The following is a 17787-nucleotide window of genomic DNA, read 5'->3' on the forward strand; positions in this document are numbered from 1 at the left end:
TTTGTGGTTTTATTTTTAGTTTTTAATGTAAAAAGTTTATTTTTTTACATTCATGAAATACAAGAATATGGTTAAGGCACGAAATGCAATAAAGGAAATGGCTAAGATTTTGTATTAGTTGCTTTGAGTCAAATGGACAATCTCCCAATGATGTCCATTAATGTCTTTGATCACTACCGAATAGCCCCATTCTTCATTCAATTTCTTTACTTGTACAGCGCCCATTTTTTCAGCGCGGCTAACCAGCATGTCGACTTGTTCGGTCGAATCCAAACTACAACTCAAAATAAATCCTGAAGAACGCTCTGCAGGATTTTGATTGTCTCGCTGTTGCAAAAAATCGGCTTTCGTTTGGATCACAAAATAAAATCCATTTTCCATATCAAATAGGCACAAATCCTCGCTTTGTTCAGCAATTTTGAAGTTGAAAACCTGCTGATAGAACTCGATTGACTCTTGCATATCCTCAACAGCGACCGTGATGAAATTAATTTTTGGCGTCATAAAATCATTTTTTTCTAATCGTAAAGCTATAAAAATCAAAGATCGGATTTTGACTTTTATCGTAATTAACGATCTGGCTTAACAAAAGGGTTTGATCATTTATCCAAAAAGAATCTTTGATCACACAGAGCCATTTTCCTGTTGACTTTTCAAATTCTTCATCCAGCTTGCTGATTTTATTCCATTCTCCGTTTTGGATTTTTTGGATAAAGTAGGTCGAGCATTCTTGTCCCCCGAAATGGCCATTCAATCGGAATGATTTATTCGGAGAAAATACAATCATATCAGGATTTCCGGTTTCCTCCGTCAGTTTTCCGTTCTTTAGGTTATAGCTAACATCCGTAGAATGCCCACCTTCGCAAAGCAGAATGTCTTCTGTTGGAAAAAAGGCGATAAACGATTCTTCAGTGTACTCGCTGGGGTTCTGATAGACCGTTCCATTCCTAAAATTAATCTTTTGTATTCCATTGTAATATTCGGTTTCTTGAAATTCTACGATGCCATTCAATAATTTCTTTGCTTGCTTGAAATCTGTAATTTTCAATAAAGTGTCCGATTGGTGACTAACCTTTTTTTTACTTCCAAAAAAACTGGCAGAATCTATTTTGGCAATCGATATCGTATAGGTTTCGGAAAGTTTGTTGATTTCCTCGGAATTTTGTACAGAATCCATGGTTTGCATAGGAGCTTCTATTTCATTGTCGGAGACTGTATCCTTGCTCTTTCGCTCTTTGCAAGAGATGAGGAATAGAAAAACCAGGCAGGCTAGGAACTTTGCTTTCATTTTTATTGATCTAATAAAGCATTAAGGTAATAAAAAATGAGTAAAGATTGAATTATTGAATTTTTGAAGATTAAATCCTTCTTGTAAAAATTGGACAAACGATTGCGTTTACGTTGTGCTTATTTTATATAAAATTATATTATATAATTGTAGTTAATATTATAACCTATTATAAATATTAGTGTGTGCTTGGTTTTAGTGACAACGAAATCTTGTAAAAAATAATTTTTATTAACTTAATTAATGTCAAAATGAATGATTTCTTAAAATGTTGTTGTTTATTGATGTGTATGTTATTTGCTGTGCATCCATCATTTGGACAACAATCTGTCACAGGGATTGTGTCAGATGCTACCGGTAATCTCGCTGGTGTAACAGTTTCGGTAATTGGGACATCTCGAGTAACTCAAACGGACGAAAATGGTTTTTTCAGTATTCAAGCTTCAAATGGTGAAAAAATAAGATTTTCCAGTGTGGGATATGTTTCCCAAGAATTAAATGTAGCAGGATCGAGGTTAGATGTAATTCTAGTTTCAGATGCTGAAATTGATGAAGTTGTAGTAATCGGGTATGGTACTCAAAAGAAAACTACAGTTACTGGTGCAATTGCAACGGTTTCGGCACAGCAACTCGAAGGTAGACCGGTTAATCGCTTGAGCGAAGCTTTGCAGGGTATGGTAGGAAATTTAAATATTACTACGACCACCGCAGGAGGCGCACCAAATGCTACGCAAAATATTAATATTAGGGGATACACTGGTTTCGGTGTGAGTTCATCTCCTTTAATTGTTATAGACGGAATCCAAGGAGGTAATATCAATAATATTAATCCAAATGATATCGAAAGCATCTCGGTGATTAAAGACGCTGCGACCGCGGCAATTTATGGTTCAAGTGCACCAAATGGCGTAATTCTAATTACTACAAAACAGGGAACAAAAGGTGGAAAGCCAAAAATTACTTATTCAAATAATTTAAATTGGAATACACCGATCAATTTGCCAAAAATGTTGAACTCTTTAGATTTCGCAACGATCTATAATGAGGCATCCATCAATGCAGGTGGATCTGCAATATTTAATGATGAGACACTGGCTAGGATTATTGCTTATCAAGCTGGAACAATTACTACAGAAACTGTTCAAACTGGATACAATACATCTACTCCTTCCGATACTTGGGCTTCTTGGGAAACATCAAATGCAAATAATGATTGGTTCGAGATTTACTTTAAGGATGTAGCTTTCAGCCAACAACACAATTTGAGTGTAAACGGGGGTTCTGAAGCGTCCAAATACTTTATTGGTGTAGGATATAATGATAGGCAAGGGATGTACAATTTTGGAGATGACAAATATAAAAGATTTAACGTCAGGAGTAATCTTAGTTCAAATTTGACGGATTGGTTGAATGTAAGTTTAAGAACAACTGCTGCTCGCGAAAATTACAATACTCCAAATACCTATAGTGCCAAAACTGGCGGAAACTACATGCACCAAATCGCTCGAAAATGGCCTACAGTGCAACTATTTAATCCTGATGGTTATTATTCGGATGAAAGTGACGTCAGACTACACATGGATGGTGGCAGAGACATTACACGAACGGATGATATAGGCATTACAGGAGAGGTAAATCTAAAACTGGCGGAAGGCTGGACAGCAACTGCAAATTATTCGTTTAATGGAATCTTTGCTCAACGAGACATTCATACCAAAACTATTTATGCTTATAGACCAAGTGGCGCACAATATATTATGACAGGTAATCCTAATGGCTATTCAAAGCAAAATTACCGAACAGAAAATCAAGTTGTGAATCTGTTTTCTCAATATCAGAAGAATGTAGGTGATCATTATCTTAGTATTTTGGGAGGTTTCAACTCTGAACTTAAATCGTATGAAACTTTCTTGGCGAGCGCTAGCCAGTTATATTCAGATAATATACCCTCCCTTTCATTAAGTTATGGAACCACGCCTAGTGTAGCTGACGCGGTAAGAAAGTTAGCTTCTATGGGTTATTTTGGTAGATTCGAATACAACTATCAAGAAAAATATCTGTTAAAAGTCGATGGGCGTTACGATGCAACCTCACGGTTTTTAGAAGATAATAGATGGAAATTTTATCCTGGAGTTTCCGTTGGGTGGAACGTTGATAAAGAATCTTTCTTTGAACCAATTAAATCTACTATGAATATCTTTAAATTAAGGGGATCCTATGGAGCATCAGGTGATCAAGGATTTTTAGATACCGACCCTAATAACCCGAATTGGTATCCGTTTTATCCAAGCTTAGGTACTAGTAGACCAACCAGCAACGCTTGGCTATTTAATGGAGCACAACAGGCGTTAGTTTCAGCTCCAGGGTTAGTTAATCCCGATTTAACTTGGGTAACAACAACTCAGTTAAATATAGGTACAGATATGGGCTTTTTAAACAACAAATTGGAAGCGTCTTTTGATTGGTATATTCGAAAATCAGACGACTTTGCTTATTCTGGTACTCCTGTACCTTCTGTTCTTGGAACAGGCGTGCCCGTAGAGAACAATGCGGGATTGAAAACCACGGGATTTGAACTTAGTTTAGGCTGGAAGGATCAAATCGGAAAAGTGAATTATTCATTACGAGCAGTATTAAGTGATTATCAAAGTGAAATTACAAAATTCGACTCAAATCCAACAGGTTCTATAGGAAGTTACTATGTTGGGCGTCAACAAGGAGAGATTTGGGGATATACAACGGAAGGTTTATTCCAAAGTACCGATGAAATAGCTAACGCTCCTTCTCAAACCGCAATTTCCACTAATGCATGGACTCCAGGCGACGTACGCTACGCAGATATAAATGGAGATGGAGCGATAACATTTGGTAACCAAACATTGGAAAACATTGGAGATTTAAGTATTATCGGAAATAATACACCACGATACGCTTACAGTTTTACAGGAAATGTGGGGTATAAAGGGTTTGATCTATCCATTTTCTTACAGGGAATTGGAAAACGTGATGCCGCAATCACTTCAAACTATTTCTGGGGCATTGTTGGTGATCAATGGCAAAGTTCCTTATTTGACGTCCACATGGATCGATATACGGCAGAAAATCCTGATGGCTATTTTCCAAAGTTCTATATGAGCGGTGAAAATAGTAAAAATACACAAACACAAACTAGGTATTTACAAAATGCTGCGTATCTACGAATTAAAAATTTGCAGGTTGGTTACAATTTGCCTCAGAGTGTTTTGGAAAGAGCTAAAATTGCAAATGTTCGGTTATACTTTAGTGTGGATAATTTAGCAACATTTACAAAACTAATTAAAACCATGGATCCAGAACTGTCAATCTCGGATTCCAAGATATACCCATTACAAAGAGTTTATTCATTTGGAGTAAACATTGGTTTATAAAATATTTGATTACATAAAAACTTGTAATAACATGAAACACATAAGTTTAATATATATAATCCTTGCCAGTTTATTAATAGGAACAAGTTGTAAGGAAAGTTTTCTAGATCGGGCGCCCGAGACCAGTATAAGCGATGCCGAGTTTTGGAAATCAGCTAGTGATTTGCAACTGTATGCAAATAACTGGTATACCATTTTCCCAACTTATACAGGTTTTGGAACACTTGGTGTCTATGGTATAGACGCAGATGGAGGTAGTGATAATATGATTACGTTGAGCTACAATAGCATGTTAAATGCTGAACGTGTTGTTCCTGCGACTGGTGGTGGTTGGGATTGGACTAGAGTTAGAAATGTCAACTATTTCTTAGCAAACTATAGCAAGTCAACAGAAGCTTGGGATGTGATAGGCCCATATGTTGGTGAAGCTTATTTTTTTAGGGCGTATTTTTATTATACGCTATTAAAGCAATTTGGCGACTTACCTTGGATAAACCAGCCCTTAGTTCCAAATTCTCCTGAGTTATACGACGCAAGAATTTCAAGAGGCATTATTGTTGATTCCATGTTAAATGATCTGGATAAAGCAATAGAATACCTTCCAAGTAGAAATGCTTCAACGACTAGAATATCGCGAATAAACAAACAAATCGCACAGCTTTTTCAAGCGAGAGTTGCTTTGTATGAAGGAACTTGGGAAAAATATCATTCAGGAACTCCTTTCGGGGTTACCGGATCTACAGGAGAAAAATATCTACAGAAAGCAGCTCAAGTAACTGACAATTTAATTGCTAATCCAGGAGGAAATGCGTTGGATCCATTGACAGCGACAACCGCAAATAACAATATGGGCTATTGGGGATTATTTAATCAAACAGATTATCGAAATAATACCGAAGTTATGTTATTTAGGCATTATATTATAGGTGTTAATGCAGGACATAACTGGCACCGGTACACTCTTTCTGGAGCTGGACGTGGAATCACGAAAAATATGGTTGATGCGTATTTATGTACCGATGGAAGCCCAATAAGCACAAGCTCACTTTATCAGGGGGACAATACATTACTCGATGTCGTAAAAAATAGAGATCCACGAATGGTTCAATCTATTTATATCAATGATAATCAACATTACATTACGACAGGAGGTTCAACAGTCATATTTCAAGTGCCGACTTTTAGCCTTGCGAACGAATATAAGTCAGCAACAGGTTATCAACTATACAAAGGACATAATCCTAGTTCAACACAGCAAGTGTCCGATCAAGGAACCACTGGTGCTATTTATTTTCGTTTTGCAGAAGCTCTTTTGATAAATGCAGAAGCTAAAGCAGAGTTAGGGACTGTAACTCAGCAAGATTTAGATAATACGATAAATAAACTAAGATCAAGGGTTAGTATGCCAAATATGATTTTGTCAAGCTTACCCTCAGATTCATCCCCAGAATTCCCCGCTTTATCAAGAATAATTAATGAGGTTCGGAGAGAACGACGAGTTGAACTAGCTTTCGAAGGATTTAGACTTGATGACCTATTCCGGTGGGCAGCAGCTGATGAAAAAATATTCGGACTAAAGCCTTTGGGGGCTATACGGAGTCAATGGGACGGGATAGTTCCAGCAGAAACCTTGAATACATTCCCAATTAATAGCGGAGGCTATATTGAACTATTTAGAAATGTTGCAGCTATGTCTGCTGGATACAAATTCAATGTCGCTAGAGATTATCTATATCCATTACCAACGGATCAATTAACACTAAACCCAGCATTAACACAGAATCCAGGCTGGTGATAGTTTCATAAATGTTAATTTTAGAGACATTATTCCTATTGGGGATAATGTCTCTTTATTTTTAGTATTTAATCCCAATTTTACTAAATTCGTGTGATTATTAAACTATAGCCCGATGGGAAAGCTCGCTGATATAAAAACAAAACCTACTGAAATCGATGCTTCTGAATTTTTGGCGTCTGTTGAGGACAAACAGAGGCGAGAGGATAGTTTTGCTATAGTTCGTTTACTAGAAGAACTTACAGGTGAAGTAGCTAAAATGTGGGGAGCTTCTTTGATTGGATTTGGACATTTGATCTATAAAAGTCCGAAAACGGGAAGAGAAGTGGAGTGGTTTAAGGTTGGCTTTTCTCCACGTAAGTCGAATTTATCGATTCATCTGGTCGCTGATTTAAATTTGTATTCCGATTTATTTGACAAACTTGGAAAACATAAGCTCGGGTCGGGATGTTTATACATCACGAAATTAAGCGATGTGAATGTGGATGTATTGAAATCGATCCTCAAAGGAGCTTTTGAAACGAAATAATTCTTTTGTCTTTAGATGACAAATTATGGAAGAAAAAGTGAAAACTAATAGAAGAGCTGACGAAATCTCGAAAATGTACTTTGCGTTTTTGGATCAGCATATACAAGATGTTTCCTCCGGAAAGCTGGACGATTTTATGGAACTTAACCAGATTGCCAGCGAATTGTTTATCTCGCATCAGCATTTATCCGATACGATACAGCGCGAAACAGGCCATCATCCTTGCTATTTCTACGACAGTAAGATTATTGAGCAAGCTCAGAAACTGCTGTTGGAAAATGAACTATCTGTTGCCGCTGTCGCAAGAACATTGACTTATGATCCTTCAAATTTCTCTAAGTTTTTTAAGAAAATGGTAGGCCAGACTCCGAAGGCCTGGGTCTTAAAACATAAAAATTAATATTCCGAAAAGTTCACCATTAAAGCCATGATCTATTCGTGAAATTTGATGTATTCAAATAAAAAATAGATTATGTCAAGAAATGATTTAAACGGAAAAGTAGTTTTAATTGCCGGAGGTGCAAAAAACTTAGGTGGTTTGCTGAGCAGAGATTTTGCGGCAAAAGGAGCGAAGGTAGCCATTCATTACAACAGTGATGAAACAAAACCAGAAGCAGAGCAAACATTAGCCGACATCGAAGCTATCGGTGGACAAGCATTTTTGTTTCAAGCGGATCTCACCCAAATCGAGCATATCAAAGCATTCTTTGATCAGACGAAAGCACATTTTGGTGGAATCGATATTGCCATCAATACAGTAGGTCGTGTCCTAAAGAAGCCATTTACGGAAACTACCGAGGAAGAGTACAACAGCATGTTTGCTATCAACTCTAAAGTCGCTTATTTCTTCATCCAAGAAGCCGGAAAGCAGCTGAACGATAATGGCAAGATTTGTACGATCGTGACTTCATTATTAGCAGCCTTCACCGGATACTATTCTACTTACGCTGGCGCTAAAGCTCCAGTTGAGGATTTCACGAGAGCAGCATCGAAAGAATTTGGCCCACGGGGAATTTCTGTTTCCGCGGTTGCTCCAGGCCCGATGGATACGCCGTTCTTCTACGGACAAGAAAGTCCAGAAGCGGTTGCTTACCATAAATCAGCTTCGGATTTAGGTGGTTTGACGGATATTAAGGATATCGCGCCAATCGTAGAATTTTTAGTGTCAGATGGATGGTGGATCACTGGCCAAACTATTTTCGCCAATGGCGGTTATACCACACGATAAGGTTTAGCCAAAATCTATTCCCTTCCTTTTCGTCAGAGCAAAGAGGAGGGGAATTTGATTCGAATGACAGGTGAAGGCCGAATTTACTAAAATAATCAATACAGGTTTTATTCTCGTCGCTCGATTTATAACCTTAACAAATCAGTGGAGTATTTCCAAAAATATTTGTTTTGCGGAATTTTTTCGTGGAGCAGGTGCTTTAATGATTATTTGTATGTAAATCAGTCTAAAGGAATTCATCGAAGTGACAATAGAAACTCCATTTTTATTGCTCAATCTTCATGTATCTAATTGCAATATCCCAGCAAAAAATTAGAAAGTATTATTTTTCTGCTGCGGAAGAAAATTTCTTCTAATCTAATCAATTCCGGTAATCGTTTTGTGTATTCTTAAACTCCCAAATCGCGGTCAGTTTAACAGCCTGGAAATTTCAGCTTTGTGTTTTTTTGTAAATCGATTATCTGTATGTATGAAATTAATTGTGTAGCTAAGTGGCTACAATCAGTGTTTTATTTCTACACTTTTCATTTATTTGTCATAAAAATCAAACAAATGTTTGATTGAATTTGTAAAACATTTACATTTGTGCACAAATTAAATTTATGGCAACGAAAGAGGAACACATATTATTGCATGCGGAACAGATAATCGCAACGCAAGGATATAATGGAACGTCTGTCCGAGATATTGCCGCTAAGGCAAAAGTCAACATTTCAATGATTTCGTATTATTTCGGTTCGAAAGAAAAATTGATGGAGGCGCTGTTCAAGTGGCGCATGGATTCAGGAATTCATTTTGCGCAAGAAATCCTTGAAAATCCTGATTATTCAGAAGTCGAAAAGATTGAATTGATTTTATACAATTATGTCAATCGTGTAAAAAAGCTGAAAAACTTTTACCTGATCATGCAAACGCAACAGGTTATTTCCCAGAACAAAATCATTAATGATCTTTTGAAAAATTACAGGTTGAGGTATATTCAACTCTTGCAATTATTGATTGAAAGCGGTCAAGAGAAGGGCATTTTTAAAAACAACCCAAATTTATTCTTTATCCATACCACGCTCACTGGAACTTTATTCAATGCTATTAACGGCATGCAATTGTACAAAGATTTTGCTGATGACGAAGTCAGCAAATTATCCGAAGCGAAATTCAAAGACTATTACTTTGAAAATCTATTCATTCATTTAAAATCACTATTAAAAAACCTTTTGGGTTATGAAAACAAGTAATAAGCTGTCATTGCTATTGGTGTTTTTGTTCGCGTCGCAGACTATTCTTGAGGCGCAAACTGTAAAGACACTTCGATTTGAAGAAGCTATCGCCATGGGCATGAGCAATAGCAAAGTACTAAAAGTAGATGAGGCAAAAGTAGACCAGTCTATGGCGGATTTGTTGGAAGCAAAAAATCAACTTTTGCCAAATCTAAACCTATCTGGTTCGTACTTACGTTTAGCGAAGGCTAACGTGAATTTCAAAATTCCGACTGGTTCTGCAGAGGGAGGTTCGGTTCCAGATGTCAATTCAGCATTGTATGGTTCTGCGAATTTATCATGGCCGATTTTTGCAGGTGGACGAATCCAATATGGGATTCAATCGGCAAAGTATCTCGTCGAAGCATCTAAACTGGATGTCGAAAATCAGAAGGATCAGGTGGCTTATACCATTGCAGAAGCATACAACAACTTATTCAAAGCCAATAAAGCAATTGAGGTTTTGGAAGAAAGTTTAAGGACGGCTCAAGCACGCGATTCATCATTTTTAAAATTGGAGCAAAATGGCATTCTGGCAAGAAATGACCGGTTAAAAGCGCAGTTGCAGACATCCGACATTGAACTTCAATTGTTAGATGCTAAAAACAATTATGCTGTAGCCAACATCAATATGGATTTGTTGCTAGGCTTGCCAGAAGAAACGTGGATTGAAGTTGATTCAAATTATTTGGACCAAAATAATAACCTTGAAGCGAATGATTATTATTTGGAACAAGCATTCAAAAATAGAAAGGACATTCAGGCGTTGGATTTGAATAGAAAGGCAGCAAGTTTGCAAACGAAATCAGCAAAATCAATTTATTATCCCACTATTGCTTTGACTGGGGGTTATGTTGCCGCAGATATTCCAAAAGTGTTAACGGTTACGAACGCGTTGAATGCCGGTATTGGAATACAATACAATCTGAGCAGTTTGTATAAAAAGAATTCAGGGCTGATGCGTTCGAAATCCATTGAAAAACAATTGAAAGCGAGCAATGACCTATTAAGCGATCAAGTGACTTTGGCTGTGAAAAGGGATTTTCAAAATGATGTTTTTGCAAATCGCAAGACCGAAGTTTTTGAACGTGCTTTGGTACAGGCGGAAGAGAACTATCGGATTACACACAATAAATTTGATAACGGATTGGCAACAATGACCGAATTATTAGACGCGGATACCGCGCGGCTAGCGTCACGAGTGAACCTGACAAATTCAAAAGCTGATGCAAGTTTAGCACACAAAAAATTATTACAAACATCAGGACTTATCAACCAATAAAATTCAAGACCATGTCTACAGAAATAAATACCACAGAATTAGAAGTTAAAAAGAAAAAGAACCCACTGTCTTATGTCATCATCGCAATTGTGCTGGTCGCTGCGATTTCGTACGGAGTACATATTTACCGATACGGACAGGTTCATGAAGAAACAGATGATGCACAAATTGCAGCTGATGTTAGTCCGGTTATCTCCAAAGTGTCGGGATACATTGCAGAAGTGAAAGTCAATGACAATCAATTTGTGAACAAGGGCGATACGTTAATCGTTTTGGACAACCGCGACCAACAGATTCAATTGGCACAAGCAGAAGCTGCGTTGGAAACTGCAAAAAGCAATGTAAATTCTGCACAAGCTGGCGCGAGTGCGGCTTCACAAAATATCAATACTTCAAAAGCGGCTATTGCGACAGCAAACGCACAGATAGAAGCAGCAAAGGTAAATGTTTGGCGTACGACGCAGGATTTGGCTCGCTACGAAAATCTAGTCAAAGACCATTCAATTACACAACAGCAATACGAACAAGCTTTGGCAGCTAAAGAAACCGCCGATAAGCAATTGCAAATTTTAGTTGAACAAAAGAATCAAGCTACGCAACAAACAGGAAGTGTGAGCTCGCAGTCAAATGCAACTTCACAACAAATCGGAATTGCAAATTCCATGGTGAAGCAACGTGAAGTGGATGTAGAAATAGCAAAACTGAATCTTTCCTATACTGTTATTCTCGCGCCTGAAAGCGGCTTTGTTTCCAAAATCCCAGTGAACAAAGGCCAGTTTCTTCAAGCCGGTTCGCAGCTGTTTAGTTTAGTGATGAGCAACAACAAATGGGTAGTGGCGAATTTTAAAGAAACGCAGATTACCAAAATGGTTGAAGGCCAAAAAGTAGAGATAGAAATCGATGCTTACCCAGACCAAAAATTTGAAGGAATTGTAAGTTCTTTTTCTCCAGCTACGGGTTCTACTTTTTCATTGCTTCCGCCAGATAACGCAAGCGGAAATTTTGTAAAAGTTGTACAGCGTTTGCCTGTAAAAATATCGTTTGAACATATCGACCCTAAAGTAACGGAAAAATTGCGCGTGGGCATGAATGTCAAAGTTAATGTATCCTTAAAAAGTTAAATAACCCATAATGGAAGATTCATTAGTCGAATACGGATTTCGACGTGGCATCATTACCATTACCGCGATTCTATGTGCTTTATTGGAAATTGTCGATTCGACAATTGTCAATGTCGCATTGAATGACATGAAAGGTAATTTAGGAGCCACTTTATCCGAAGTAGGTTGGGTAATTACAGCATATGCCATTGGTAACGTGATTATCGTTCCGATGACAAGCTGGTTGTCCGCACAATTTGGAAGACGGAATTATTTCGCAGCATCCATTATTATATTTACGGTATTTTCTTTTCTATGTGGAAATGCCAGCAACATTTGGGAATTGGTGTTTTTTCGTTTATGCCAAGGAATCGGAGGCGGTGCATTGTTAGTGACTTCACAGACGATTATCACCGAATCCTATCCACTGGAAAAACGGAGCATGGCCCAAGCAATTTATGGTCTAGGTGTGATTATCGGGCCGACATTAGGGCCACCGTTGGGCGGATACATTGTCGATAATTACAGCTGGCCATATATTTTTTATATCAATATTCCGATCGGGATTGCAGCAACGCTGATGACTTTGCAGTTTGTGAAGAGCCCAAAATATGCGGAGAAACGAAGTGCTTCGCAAGTGGATTGGTTGGGGATTGTCCTGTTGGCGATCACGGTTGGATCACTGCAATATATTTTGGAAAAAGGGCATGAAGATGATTGGTTTGAAAGCCAAACAATTGTTATTCTAACGATTTCAGCTGTTGTCGGATTTGTTCTGTTTTTATGGCGTGAATTGACCTTCAAATTTCCAATTGTTGAACTGCGTGTGTTGAAGAATGGTAATTTGCGGATAGGTACATTGATGTCATTTATTTTAGGATTTGGTCTATATGGTTCTACATTTATTGTGCCCTTATATACTCAAAGTATCTTGGGATGGACGGCGTTGCAAGCTGGCGCGCTAATGATTCCGGCTGCATTGACCACAGCTTTCATGATGCCGATTATCGGACGCTTGCTGACCAAAGGTGTGAAACAGCAAGTGTTGGTTGCTTTGGGTTTGCTGATCTTCTTTACTTATAGCTTCTGGGGTTACAAAATATTGACTCCAGACACTGGAAAAGATGCATTCTTTTGGATGCTGATTGTTCGCGGAATGGGATTGGGACTATTATTTATTCCGATTACATCCCTGTCGTTAAGTACTCTAAAAGGGCAGGAGATAGGACAGGGCGCTGCATTTACAGGAATGATGCGCCAATTAGGCGGTTCATTCGGTATTGCTGCAATTACTACATTTATCGCGAATAGAACCATGCTTTTTAGAAATGATTTAGTGGGAAAATTGGATGTGAATAGTCTGGATGTACAACAAAGGGTTGCTGCCTTGAAAGCTGGATTTATGGCTAAAGGAATGACCCCAGATGTTGCTTTGCAATCTGCTTACAAATCGCTGGATTATGCCGTGACGAAGCAAGCAACAGTTTTATCTTACATGGATGTATTTCTTTATTTAGGGCTGGTATTTTTGGTTTGTATTCCTTTTGTGCTGTTGGTCCGTGAGAAAAAAGGAGGTGCGAAGGTGGATTTAAGCGAGGCGATGCACTAAAAATTCAAAAGTAAAAAGTAAAAATTCAAAAAAATGGGCAGAGACTAATCTGCTCATTTTTTTATGATAATCATGAGTTACTTGATCTCTTCTAAACTACTAATGATCTTCGATGTATGATCTTTGATGCGCATGTTCACACGAGCATCTTTGTCAGAGCTGTTTTTTACCTTGATGTTCGAATTTGCAGAAATAACCAAATCAAAATCTTGTTTCGGCTCAAGGGTTATTTTACTCGATGGAGTTTCCAAAACGATAAGTTGAGAAGATACGTTTTTTCCTCGGATAGAAAATGGTTGATTGTCCTCAGTAGAAATGATAAAAACATTATTTTTTGGAATAATTTTATTGATTTGCAGCACATTAACTTCAATGTCTTTTTTAGTTGCACAGTTCGTTAATAAAAGAGTTAATGTTAGACAAGCCATTAATTTCACAGACTTTAAAATGGTAACAGATTTCATGTATGGATTTTTGGATAAAAGATTTAATTTTTCTGACAAATATAGAAATAACACGAAATATTTTTCCATAAGGATAGAGGCAATATAACAGTTCGGTTAGTTTGCTATCTCAATTAAATTTCTACTGATCTACGATTTGAAAATGCACAAACTGCAAAATAAATTTACCTTTGAAAAAAATAGCTAGATGTCGACGCGAACACCATTCTTTGATTTTTCTCAAAAGATAAATTATAAAACCGAATTATTAGCGGGAGTCACGGTCGCAATGACCATGATGCCAGAATCTTTGTCCTTCGCCATCTTGGCTGGATTTCCTCCTTTAGTCGGATTGTACGCAGCTTTTATTATGGGTTTGGTTACGGCAATCTTTGGAGGAAGGCCGGGATTGATTTCTGGTGGAGCCGGAGCGACAGTTATAGTATTGATTGCCTTAATGAAATCACATGGTTTAGAATATGTTTTTGCTGCTGTTGCGTTGGCCGGAGTGATTCAGATTTTGATAGGCATTTTTAAATTAAGCAAGTTCGTTCGCCTGGTTCCACAACCAGTGATGTATGGATTTGTGAACGGTCTGGCTGTGGTTATTTTCCTATCGCAGTTAGAACAATTTAAGACGGTGGTGAATGGCGAAGAAGTTTGGCTTTCGGGTGCTGCATTGTGGACCATGCTCGGATTAGTTGCGGTGACAATAGCTATTGTTTTTGTTTTTCCCAAAATCAGCAAGGCGGTACCTGCTTCTCTAGTTGCGATTATTGTGGTGTTTGCGCTTGTTTTAGGTTTTGGAATAGAAACTAAAACCGTGAACGACATTGCCTCTGTAAGTGGCGGATTTCCTCCTTTTCATATTCCGAATGTTCCTTTAACTTTCGACATGCTAAAAGTTATCGCACCTTATGCATTGATTATGGCTTGTGTCGGCTTGACGGAAGGATTGTTGACTTTAAATCTTGTCGATGAGATCACACGAACTAGAGGAAATGGTAATCGGGAATGTGTTGCTCAGGGAAGTGCCAATATCCTAAATGGATTCTTCTTTGGCATGGGCGGATGCCCAATGATTGCGCAAACCTTAGTCAATCTTTCTGCTGGCGCGAGAGCACGTTTATCTGGAATAGTAGCTTCTCTAACCATTTTATTAATTATTCTTTTTGGTGCCCCAATCATCGGGCAATTGCCAATGGCAGCGTTGACAGGAGTGATGGTTATGGTCGCTATCGGAACATTCGAATGGATTAGTTTTCGTGTCATCAATAAAATGCCGAAACAGGATATTTTCGTCGGAATTTTAGTTGCGTTAATAACCATATTTCTTCATAATCTGGCGCTAGCGGTACTTATAGGAGTGATTATTTCCGCGCTGGTTTTCGCTTGGGAAAGTGCGAAACGCATTCGGGCACGGAAGTTTATCGACGAGCACGGTATTAAGCACTATGAGATCTATGGGCCTTTGTTTTTCGGTTCGGTAACAGCGTTTATAGAAAAATTTGAAATCGATGAAGATCCCGATGAGGTTATTATAGATTTCAAAGACAGCCGTGTCAGCGATATGTCTGCAATCGATGCATTGCACAAGATATCCGACCGCTACCGTAAAGCTGGTAAAAGGGTGCGTTTAGCGAACTTAAGTGAAGATAGCCTCGTGTTGTTGGAAAATGCAAAAGAAGTTGTTGATGTGGAACTGATTTGATAAAATTAACACTAAAAATAAAAACTTTCACGCTTGTATATTTTATTTCCACTAAAAGTGTTTAATTTATAACTTTGATTTTTGCTTTGTAATAAAGTGTGGGTTATTGGGCTGTTCCAATTTTTGCTAATTATAAATTTGCTTTCTTAATTATATTTTTTAAAACTTTGAAAATTATTGCACCGAAAGATGAAAACGCTTTACTTGTTGCTATTAAACATGGCGACCAAAAGAGCTTTGAAAGTTTATTTAATCACTATTCGTCTCCGTTCAGCAATTACATTTATAGAATTTTAGGAGATAAGCAACAGACGGAAGATCTAGTTCAAGAAATCTTCCTACAAATTTGGGTGGAAAGAGATAAGTTAGATACTATCCTTAGCTTCAAGGATTTTCTATTTGTCCGGGTTCGAAATCGTGTATACTCCCTGTTAAAGGAAAATGCGAAACGCAATGCTCTTTTCAATCTAATTGATCTAGATTCCATATTGGAGGTGGAAGATGAGCTTTTTGAAAAGGAAGAATTAGAAAAATACTACGTTTTTTTGGAAGAGCAGATTGAAAAACTTCCCCCACAACAGAAAGCCGTTTTTACATTGTCAAAATATCAAAAATTGAAGTATGAAGAAATTGCCCAGCAACTTAATATTTCAATTGAAACGGTTAGGAAGCATATGTACGTTGCTCATAAAACATTAAAACAGCAACTAAAAACTAAGTTTGGTTTTATTTTATTTGTACTGATATACAGCAGCTTAATAATTTTCTAACATAAAATTCATATTTACACTACCACTTTATTTTATTTCACTGTCTTTATACCAACTAAGTACAAAAACCAATTTTAGATGGTAGAAGACAGAATAAATAATTTGTTCGCCAAATATTATGATAAAACAATTTCTTTTGACGAAAGGAATGAATTGTTTCGCTGGATTCTTGATGATAAAAATAAATCCCAAGTAGAATATTTGCTAAAGACTTTCTATGACAAAGAGTTTGAAAATCCAAATTCTATCTTAGTTGAAATTGATAATCATCGCATTCTAAATTGCATTTTTGAACAAAATCATCTACAGGAACAAAACAATTCTAGCAAAAAAATAGCTTGGATCAGACCAATCTTGGCTGTGGCATGTACTATTCTCATTTGCATGTTTTTTTTATTTAAATTCAGTGATAGAGATAAGCAGATAATAGATCCAAATGCTTCTGCTGTAAATGATATTCCAGCAGGAGGAAATAGAGCGATCTTAACTTTAGGAAACGGTGAAGAAGTTTTGCTTGATTCTTTGAATTCGGGGGAATCTTTAACCGAAAGCAACATCTTGATTACAAAATCAGCCGACGGATTACTTACTTATACAATGCCAAATGGAATTGATAACATAAATTCTTACAACACGTTGAGTACTCCGATTGGCGGTTTTTTTCAAATTGTGTTATCTGATGGAACGAAAGTTTGGTTGAATGCTTTATCCTCTTTGAAATTTACGCCGTCATTTCCGAAAAACGAACGAAGAGTAGAACTGACAGGCGAAGCTTATTTTGAAGTCGCTAAAGATGCTACCAAACCTTTCATTGTTGATGTAAACGGAACTTCGGTGAAAGTTTTAGGAACCCATTTTAATATAAATTCTTATGAAACAAATTCAAATACATCCACAACTGTTTTGGAGGGGGCGGTATTGGTTTCTAAAAATGATTTCAATAAGAAAATTATCCCTGGACAACAAGCCTTGACATCAGAAAATGGAGAGATGCTGCTTAATAAAGCAGTTGATTTGTCAGAAGTAGTGGCTTGGAAAGAAGGCTATTTCAGTAAGGGTAGCATTCAATTTAAAATATTGATGGATGAAGTTTCACGTTGGTACGGTGTGAAGCTAGACTATAAAGATAATATTGACACTGAATTTGTGGGGAGGTTTCCAAAAAACTTAAGCCTGCAAGAATTGATCAGTGTCTTGGAGTTAACCAAAGTAGTAAAATTTGAATTGAACAATAAAACCCTAAAAATTATGAAGATGTAGCATAGAAAAAAAAAATTTTAGGATCAAATAAAAAAAACCGATTTGTCTGCAAACAAACCGGCCGTAAAATTTGGCCTAATAAATCGAGTGTTGTATGATTTTATAAACC

Annotated in this window: 15 protein-coding genes; 12 read left to right on the forward strand and 3 right to left on the reverse strand. The window is 37.3% G+C overall.

Going from position 1 to position 17787, the window contains the following annotated elements:
- Nucleotides 1-114: 114 nt before the first annotated feature.
- A complete protein-coding gene (locus C4F49_RS15980; protein ID WP_196936837.1) occupies nucleotides 115-504 on the reverse strand; it encodes a VOC family protein in 390 nt (129 codons plus the stop codon).
- A 4-nt stretch (nucleotides 505-508) separates the two neighbouring features.
- The gene (locus tag C4F49_RS15985) at nucleotides 509-1288 is read right to left on the reverse strand and encodes a hypothetical protein (RefSeq protein ID WP_196936838.1); all 780 of its coding nucleotides are present in this window, start codon (nucleotides 1286-1288) and stop codon (nucleotides 509-511) included.
- 290 nt (nucleotides 1289-1578) lie between these two features.
- On the opposite strand from C4F49_RS15985, the gene C4F49_RS15990 reads away from it, so the two are divergent.
- The 9 genes from C4F49_RS15990 to C4F49_RS16030 all read left to right on the forward strand — a co-directional run bounded on the left by C4F49_RS15990 (nucleotide 1579) and on the right by C4F49_RS16030 (nucleotide 13494).
- On the forward strand, nucleotides 1579-4695 hold the full coding sequence (locus tag C4F49_RS15990; RefSeq protein ID WP_196936839.1) for a SusC/RagA family TonB-linked outer membrane protein: 3117 nt from the start codon (nucleotides 1579-1581) through the stop codon (nucleotides 4693-4695).
- Between the two features lie 31 nt (nucleotides 4696-4726).
- Nucleotides 4727-6490: a RagB/SusD family nutrient uptake outer membrane protein gene (locus C4F49_RS15995; protein ID WP_196936840.1), complete on the forward strand. Its 1764-nt coding sequence runs from the start codon at nucleotides 4727-4729 to the stop codon at nucleotides 6488-6490.
- Between the two features lie 115 nt (nucleotides 6491-6605).
- On the forward strand, nucleotides 6606-7019 hold the full coding sequence (locus C4F49_RS16000) for a DUF1801 domain-containing protein (protein ID WP_196936841.1): 414 nt from the start codon (nucleotides 6606-6608) through the stop codon (nucleotides 7017-7019).
- 25 nt (nucleotides 7020-7044) lie between these two features.
- A complete protein-coding gene (locus tag C4F49_RS16005) occupies nucleotides 7045-7419 on the forward strand; it encodes a helix-turn-helix domain-containing protein (protein WP_196936842.1) in 375 nt (124 codons plus the stop codon).
- A 72-nt stretch (nucleotides 7420-7491) separates the two neighbouring features.
- Nucleotides 7492-8247, forward strand: a complete 756-nt coding sequence (locus C4F49_RS16010) for an SDR family oxidoreductase (RefSeq protein WP_196936843.1) — start codon at nucleotides 7492-7494, stop codon at nucleotides 8245-8247.
- A 602-nt stretch (nucleotides 8248-8849) separates the two neighbouring features.
- A complete protein-coding gene (locus C4F49_RS18115) occupies nucleotides 8850-9482 on the forward strand; it encodes a TetR/AcrR family transcriptional regulator (RefSeq protein ID WP_196936844.1) in 633 nt (210 codons plus the stop codon).
- A complete protein-coding gene (locus C4F49_RS16020) occupies nucleotides 9469-10785 on the forward strand; it encodes a TolC family protein (protein WP_196936845.1) in 1317 nt (438 codons plus the stop codon). Before C4F49_RS18115 ends, C4F49_RS16020 begins: the two co-directional genes overlap by 14 nt.
- 11 nt (nucleotides 10786-10796) lie before the next feature.
- Entirely contained in the window at nucleotides 10797-11906 is a 1110-nt protein-coding gene (locus C4F49_RS16025) for an HlyD family secretion protein (RefSeq protein ID WP_196936846.1), read from the forward strand.
- A 10-nt stretch (nucleotides 11907-11916) separates the two neighbouring features.
- Entirely contained in the window at nucleotides 11917-13494 is a 1578-nt protein-coding gene (locus tag C4F49_RS16030; RefSeq protein ID WP_196936847.1) for a DHA2 family efflux MFS transporter permease subunit, read from the forward strand.
- Nucleotides 13495-13571: 77 nt separating this feature from the next.
- Here the strand turns inward: C4F49_RS16030 and C4F49_RS16035 are convergent, their stop codons facing one another.
- Nucleotides 13572-13958 carry a hypothetical protein gene (locus tag C4F49_RS16035; RefSeq protein WP_196936848.1) on the reverse strand — a complete coding sequence of 129 codons (387 nt, stop codon included), beginning with the start codon at nucleotides 13956-13958 and terminating at the stop codon, nucleotides 13572-13574.
- Between the two features lie 187 nt (nucleotides 13959-14145).
- Between C4F49_RS16035 and C4F49_RS16040 the strand changes: the two genes are divergently transcribed.
- The 3 genes from C4F49_RS16040 to C4F49_RS16050 all read left to right on the forward strand — a co-directional run bounded on the left by C4F49_RS16040 (nucleotide 14146) and on the right by C4F49_RS16050 (nucleotide 17678).
- Nucleotides 14146-15648, forward strand: a complete 1503-nt coding sequence (locus C4F49_RS16040; protein WP_196936849.1) for a SulP family inorganic anion transporter — start codon at nucleotides 14146-14148, stop codon at nucleotides 15646-15648.
- A 167-nt stretch (nucleotides 15649-15815) separates the two neighbouring features.
- The gene (locus tag C4F49_RS16045; RefSeq protein WP_196937298.1) at nucleotides 15816-16418 is read left to right on the forward strand and encodes an RNA polymerase sigma factor; all 603 of its coding nucleotides are present in this window, start codon (nucleotides 15816-15818) and stop codon (nucleotides 16416-16418) included.
- Nucleotides 16419-16496: 78 nt separating this feature from the next.
- Nucleotides 16497-17678: a FecR family protein gene (locus C4F49_RS16050; RefSeq protein WP_196936850.1), complete on the forward strand. Its 1182-nt coding sequence runs from the start codon at nucleotides 16497-16499 to the stop codon at nucleotides 17676-17678.
- Nucleotides 17679-17787 lie beyond the last annotated feature (109 nt).

It is taken from the genome of Sphingobacterium hungaricum, assembly GCF_015210005.1.
Lineage (GTDB): Bacteria > Bacteroidota > Bacteroidia > Sphingobacteriales > Sphingobacteriaceae > Sphingobacterium > Sphingobacterium hungaricum.

Excerpts from the sequence above, each read along its gene's own strand:
- C4F49_RS16010 (WP_196936843.1), top strand. The coding sequence starts at position 7,492 with ATGTCAAGAAATGATTTAAACGGAAAAGTAGTTTTAATTGCCGGAGGT.
- C4F49_RS16040 (WP_196936849.1), top strand. The coding sequence starts at position 14,146 with ATGTCGACGCGAACACCATTCTTTGATTTTTCTCAAAAGATAAATTAT.
- C4F49_RS16030 (WP_196936847.1), top strand. The coding sequence starts at position 11,917 with ATGGAAGATTCATTAGTCGAATACGGATTTCGACGTGGCATCATTACC.
- C4F49_RS15980 (WP_196936837.1), bottom strand. The coding sequence starts at position 504 with ATGACGCCAAAAATTAATTTCATCACGGTCGCTGTTGAGGATATGCAA.
- C4F49_RS15990 (WP_196936839.1), top strand. The coding sequence starts at position 1,579 with ATGTTATTTGCTGTGCATCCATCATTTGGACAACAATCTGTCACAGGG.
- C4F49_RS15985 (WP_196936838.1), bottom strand. The coding sequence starts at position 1,288 with ATGAAAGCAAAGTTCCTAGCCTGCCTGGTTTTTCTATTCCTCATCTCT.
- C4F49_RS16005 (WP_196936842.1), top strand. The coding sequence starts at position 7,045 with ATGGAAGAAAAAGTGAAAACTAATAGAAGAGCTGACGAAATCTCGAAA.
- C4F49_RS16050 (WP_196936850.1), top strand. The coding sequence starts at position 16,497 with ATGGTAGAAGACAGAATAAATAATTTGTTCGCCAAATATTATGATAAA.
- C4F49_RS16025 (WP_196936846.1), top strand. The coding sequence starts at position 10,797 with ATGTCTACAGAAATAAATACCACAGAATTAGAAGTTAAAAAGAAAAAG.
- C4F49_RS18115 (WP_196936844.1), top strand. The coding sequence starts at position 8,850 with ATGGCAACGAAAGAGGAACACATATTATTGCATGCGGAACAGATAATC.
- C4F49_RS16035 (WP_196936848.1), bottom strand. The coding sequence starts at position 13,958 with ATGAAATCTGTTACCATTTTAAAGTCTGTGAAATTAATGGCTTGTCTA.
- C4F49_RS16020 (WP_196936845.1), top strand. The coding sequence starts at position 9,469 with ATGAAAACAAGTAATAAGCTGTCATTGCTATTGGTGTTTTTGTTCGCG.
- C4F49_RS16000 (WP_196936841.1), top strand. The coding sequence starts at position 6,606 with ATGGGAAAGCTCGCTGATATAAAAACAAAACCTACTGAAATCGATGCT.
- C4F49_RS15995 (WP_196936840.1), top strand. The coding sequence starts at position 4,727 with ATGAAACACATAAGTTTAATATATATAATCCTTGCCAGTTTATTAATA.